We start from the raw sequence: 5,184 nt of genomic DNA, 5'->3' as shown, positions 1-5,184 counted from the left end.
CCGATGTTCACGTTCGCGAAGTCGTTGACCCGGATCGCGCGCGGCATATGGCGCAGGCGCCCGGCGGCGACGAAGATCGGCACCTTCGGGTCGACGTAGATGTGCAGGTGCTCGACCACCTTGACCAGGTCGAGGTCCTGGAGCACGTCGGCCGCGATCCGCTCATAAGCCTCCCTCCCGACCTCGTCGGGCGACTCGATCACGAGTTGTTTCAACTGGGGCATCTACTCTCCCTTGACAAATCCGGACGCAAGCAGGGCAGACCCGACCGCGCCGATGTACTGCGAGTAGGGCGGGACGATGACCTTGGTCTGCAGGAGCTGGCCCATCGCATAGACCAATCCTTCGATCAGCGAGGTGCCGCCGACCATGATCACCGGCTCCTTGATATCGATCTCCTGCAACTGCTGTTCAAAGACCTGTTCCGCAACGCTGTGGCAGGCTGCGGCCGCCACATCCTCCCGCGAGCTCCCTGCCGCGAGGGCGTTCACCAGGCTCTGGGTCCCGAAGACAATACAGTAACTGTTCATCGGGACGTTCTTCCCCATGCCCTTCATGGCAAGCGGCCCGAGCTCGGTGATATCCACGCCGAGACGCTTCGCGGTCATCTCCAGGAACCGGCCGCTCGCACCGGCGCAGATGCCGCCCATCGTGAAGGTTCCCGGGATACCGTCGATGACGCTGATCGCCTTGTTGTCCATACCGCCGATATCGATGACGGTCGAGGCGCCCCGCTGGTGGTCGGCGAGGTAGACGGCGCCCTTCGAGTTCACCGTCAGTTCCTCCTGGACCAGGTCGGCCCCGAGGTGCTTGCCGATCAGGAACCGCCCGTACCCGGTGGTGCCGGTAGCCTGGATATCATCCCGGGTAAGGCCCGCCATCTCGAGCGCATCCGCGACCGCGCTCTCGGCGCTCTTGAGCACCTCGGTCGTCGGGTGCCAGCCGGTGCCGACGATCTCGTTATCCTTCATCACGACAGCCTTTGTGGTGCTCGAACCCGAGTCGACACCCATCGTGATCCCGGTCTGCTCCTCGCGGGCAAGGAGCGCTCTCCGCCGGGCGATGGTGGTCAGGGCCTCCATCCGCGTGAGAAGGGTTCCTGAGGTCGTCCGCTCGGTGAATGAGTAACTCACCACCGGGAGCTTTGAGTGTTCCGGGATGTAGCGGCGAAGCTCATTCCTGACGATCGCAGCCTCGGCGCACCGGAAACAGGTGCCGATGAAGACCCCGTCCGCATCCACCTTCCCATCCACGAGGGCCAGGCCCCGGGCGATCATCAGTTTGAGGTCGGCGCTCCGGACGTCCAGACCGAACGCATCGACCGCCCGCTCGACATCGGCGAGCGCTATATCGGGGAAGAAGACCTCCGCACCGACCGCCTCGGCGGCATCGTAGATCTCCTTCTGGACGCCGCTGTACTCGGGCCCGCAGGAGAGCTGGGCGATCCTCACCTTTCGGCTCACGCTTCACCTCCGTTCGGGAGACTCTCGAGGAACTTCTTGATGGCGGCGACGAACAGCACGCCTTCCTCCTCGCTCGTGGGGTACTTCAATTCCAGGATCGGTATACCGCTCTGGCGCAGGGAGAAGAGGATCAACTCGTCGGTGCGGGCGCACCCCATGCACCCGAACGCCAGGTCAGCGTCGGTCACGATGACCGCGGCCTCCGCCTCCTCGATGAGGGGGCCGTAGATCGCCATCCGCCCCCGGACGCCTGACGGCACCTCGACGGCCGCGTACTTCAGGCCGCGTTTCGGCTCTTCCGGCGTGATCTGCAGGGGTGGGGAGTCGATCCCGGCGGTCTGTATCCGCTCCCTGATACCGAGGGCTGCACCGAGCGGTTTGTGGCCGAACCGGGCCACAAGATCAGAGAGAATGAGGCTCGTTGCAGGGTAGATAAACACCTTTGCCATTGAATTCAGGACTCCTCGTCAATAAGTTCTTGTAATCGTTGAATATCAAGCCCGGGTTTCTTCCCGGATGCCGGTGCCGCTTCAGGCACCTCTTCCCCCCGTTCAAGGGCTTCAAGACCGCGGGTGATGTAGCGGAGGATCCGGAACTCCCGCTCGTGGCCGAGGTAGCCCGGCCTCGCCCCGCCGAGGTTCGCCCGGCATCGCCGGGGATCCCCGGGCGGGAACCCGCGGTCCTTGACGAATATGTGGGTGGGGTCGAAGCCGCGGATCTCGGCGATGAGGTGGTCGACCGCCTCAGGTTCACCCGTCACCTGCAGCCCGAAACACGTCTCCTTGATCAGGACGCCTTCGGAGACCTCGTATGCCCTGAGCGCAAGCTCGCCCGGGGTCATGGACGGGGACTCGACAAAGACGTATTTGGTCACTGTGCCGACGTAGCCTGGTGTGTACTCAGCCAATCACTTCACCTCCCTCACGTATACCGTCGTCCCTTCGCGCATCTGCTCGAGTTTCTCCGCATCCAGCACCTTCCCGATGATGTTCGTGCCCGTCAGCGGCTCGGACGTCGGGCCGAACTCGGCGTTCGCCGAGGCCCGGACACCGACCATGCCGGCGCCCCGCCGGGAATCGTTGGTCATCGCAAGGGTGAACGCCGGCACCTCTCCCGTGGGAACGTTCTCAGGGATGATCCCGATACCCTTCCCGATCTTCGGTTTGAAGAGGGAGACGTCCTCGAACCTGAAGACGAGCGGCATCTTCCCGACGTCGTGGTGCTTGAGCCCGGTCGCCTCACGAAAGATCGTGACCGACCGGGGCGCCGCCGCCTCGTCGAGGGTGATGCTGATGACGGCTCCGGGCGGCTCTGTTGCGACCTTAACCGCTCCTGCGGCGAGCACCTCAAGCGTCGTCGCCGGGGTCTGCCCGACCACCACCCGGTCTCCCCCGGTCTCGTCGCTGGTGAGGGTGACCCCCCGCCGGGCGGCGACCGCCTCCGCCTCTGCAAGCGCAAAGCCGACCAGGTCAAACTTCTCTGGTTCGGCCCTGATGGCAAGGAGATCGCCTTCACCGGCAAACCGCACGAGCTCGATACCGTGGACCACCTGTCCGACGACGGTGTGCGCCGCGCTTGCCGATACGCCCTGTGTGTAGATGTAGACCGCCCCGGAGGACTTGCCGGCGGTCCTGACCGTGACGGCCCCCTCGAGCCTTGGACCTGAGAACTCCAGCGGGACCTTCGCGGGGACCAGGTGCGTATCGACGACATGGGTGCTGGTTGACCGACCCACCTGGAACCGCCCTTCTTTCACGGAAAGGAGGAAGTGTTCGACGCTCCGGGCGGCCCCGGTATCGACATTCCCGCTCTCCCAGCCCTGCACTGCGGCCTCCACGTAGGAGACGACCTGCATGCCGTCCTCGAGCGGGAAGTCCCCGTCCCGGGTGACGACCGCGTGCGACCGGTCGGCACGCCTGAGTATCCGCTCGACCGCGGTGATCCGGTCGCCGGTCCCGATACGGTCGAGCAGCCCTCTGCCGGTGACGACCCTGCCGATGACGCCGCCGTCCGCCGCGGCCCCGTGATCGGCGGTATGCCGCATACGCGAGAATATCAGATAGGACCGGGCGGGGTCGTAGCCGCCGCACCCAAGGATGACGTCGCCCCGCTCGTAGCGGCCCGGTTCCCGTGCCGGCCGAACGCCCGACTCAAACGGCCCGAAGGCGGCGGTGTAGCGGTCCTGCCAGTGCAGCCGGAGCTTCTCAGCAAGTCCGGGCGCAAAAATCCGGGAGACCAGTGCCGGATCCGCCACCTCGACGACCATATCGCCGGCCGTGGTGACAAACCTGACCTCCTGCGACTCAGCCTCCTCCTCGAGCACCGGCCTGATGACGGCGACGCTGAACCGGGGATCCCGGTCGGGGAGGAGGTCGGAAAGCCGGGAATCCTCCGGAACCTGAACACGTTTTCCGTCCAGAAGAACCTCCATTATCCACACCTCAGGGGGCACCCGCCCCCATCACCTTCCGTTCGTCCTCGGTGAGGTGGGCAAGCACTTCCTCGGTCGGCCCCATCTTGATGATCTTTCCTCCCCGCATGAGGGCCACCCGGTCGCAGATATCCCTGACAAAATCCATGTCGTGCGAGACCACGATGAACGTCTCGTCCATCTCCTCGCGGGCGTGGAGGATCGAGTGTTTCACGTCGATCTTCGTGATGGGGTCCATCGTGCCGGTCGGCTCGTCAAGAACCACAAGCAGGGGCTCGCGGATAAGGACCTGGGCAAGCGCCACCCGGTGTTTCTCGCCCTCGGAGAGCTGGTCAGGGTAACGGCCCAGGATCTCACGGCTCTTCTCGGGCGTAAACCCGGCCATCCCGAGGGTGATGATCGCCTTTCGCATCGCAAGTTCCTTCGGGAACTCTAAGCCGATGGCGTCGGTGAGGTTATCAAGAACCGTCCTGTGCGGGTAGAGGTCGTACTCCTGGTGGAGAAGACCGATGTAGCCCTTCGCCCGCCCCCGGTGCTCGATGCCGGGCTTTGTCATATCGACCCAGTTGTCCCCTATCCTGACGTTCATCTCGCCGCTGGTGGGTTCGAGGATCCCTGATATGATCCGGGAGAGCGTCGTCTTCCCGGCCCCGCTCTTGCCGATGATCCCGAAGATCTCCTGCTCGTTGACATCGAAAGAGACGCCGTTGACGGCCCTGACCACGCCCCGGTCGACCGAGAGGTAACGCTTGACCACGTCCCTGGCGACCACGATCTTCTCACCGACCTCCGCCGCCTCGTACTGCGCGGTGTCGCTGTAGTCCTGCATGAACCGGCCGATAACCTCGTCCGGCGCCCCGATAGCCAGGATTTCTCCGTCTTCGAGGAGGATGGCGCGGTCGGCGACGTCCTCGATGACGTTTGAGAAATGCGACGTGACCACCATCGCCATGTCGTTTATCCGTGCGCTCTCGGTGAGCATCCGGTGGACGAGCGTTGCGGTCTCGGGGTCAAGGGTGCCGGTCGGTTCGTCCGCAAAGAGCATGAACGGGTCCTTGGCGAGCTGTCGGGCGAGCACCACCCGCTGCTTCTCGCCGCCGGAGAGGTCACGGGCGATGTGCATCATCCGGTGGGAGAGCCTGACCTGGTCGATGAGGTCGGCGGCCCTGCCGATCGCCTTCTCGCCCGGGTACCCGATATCATCGAGCGCCCGCAGGACGTTCTCGATCACCCGGTCGTCGCCGTAGAGGGCGAACGTCCGCTGGAACATGATGGCGGTCCGCCGCATGA

The 5,184-nt window shown here is 64.6% G+C and carries 6 protein-coding genes; all 6 read right to left on the bottom strand.

What is annotated here, in order from left to right; translation table 11 throughout:
• The coding region (locus tag BP858_RS06015; RefSeq protein WP_286879104.1) for a DUF2113 family protein at nucleotides 1-224 on the bottom strand (224 nt) is incomplete at its 3' end.
• On the bottom strand, nucleotides 225-1,463 hold the full coding sequence (locus BP858_RS06010) for a methanogenesis marker 15 protein (RefSeq protein ID WP_074175784.1): 1,239 nt from the start codon (nucleotides 1,461-1,463) through the stop codon (nucleotides 225-227).
• Nucleotides 1,460-1,912, bottom strand: a complete 453-nt coding sequence (locus BP858_RS06005) for a methanogenesis marker 5 protein (RefSeq protein WP_062264184.1) — start codon at nucleotides 1,910-1,912, stop codon at nucleotides 1,460-1,462. The genes BP858_RS06010 and BP858_RS06005 overlap by 4 nt, the downstream gene beginning before the upstream one ends.
• 5 nt (nucleotides 1,913-1,917) lie before the next feature.
• Nucleotides 1,918-2,370 carry a methanogenesis marker 6 protein gene (locus BP858_RS06000; RefSeq protein WP_281767517.1) on the bottom strand — a complete coding sequence of 151 codons (453 nt, stop codon included), beginning with the start codon at nucleotides 2,368-2,370 and terminating at the stop codon, nucleotides 1,918-1,920.
• Entirely contained in the window at nucleotides 2,371-3,894 is a 1,524-nt protein-coding gene (mmp3, locus tag BP858_RS05995; RefSeq protein WP_286879103.1) for a methyl-coenzyme M reductase-associated protein Mmp3, read from the bottom strand. It lies immediately after the preceding gene.
• Between the two features lie 10 nt (nucleotides 3,895-3,904).
• Nucleotides 3,905-5,184, bottom strand: a 1,280-nt coding sequence (atwA, locus tag BP858_RS05990; protein ID WP_286879102.1) for a methyl coenzyme M reductase system, component A2, incomplete at its 5' end; no start/stop codon positions are given.

This window comes from Methanoculleus sp. UBA413 (assembly GCF_002502935.1).
Classification (GTDB): Archaea; Halobacteriota; Methanomicrobia; order Methanomicrobiales; family Methanoculleaceae; genus Methanoculleus; species Methanoculleus bourgensis.
The sequence above is the reverse complement of the archived record's forward strand: the minus strand, read 5'-3'. Positions and strand labels throughout refer to the sequence as shown.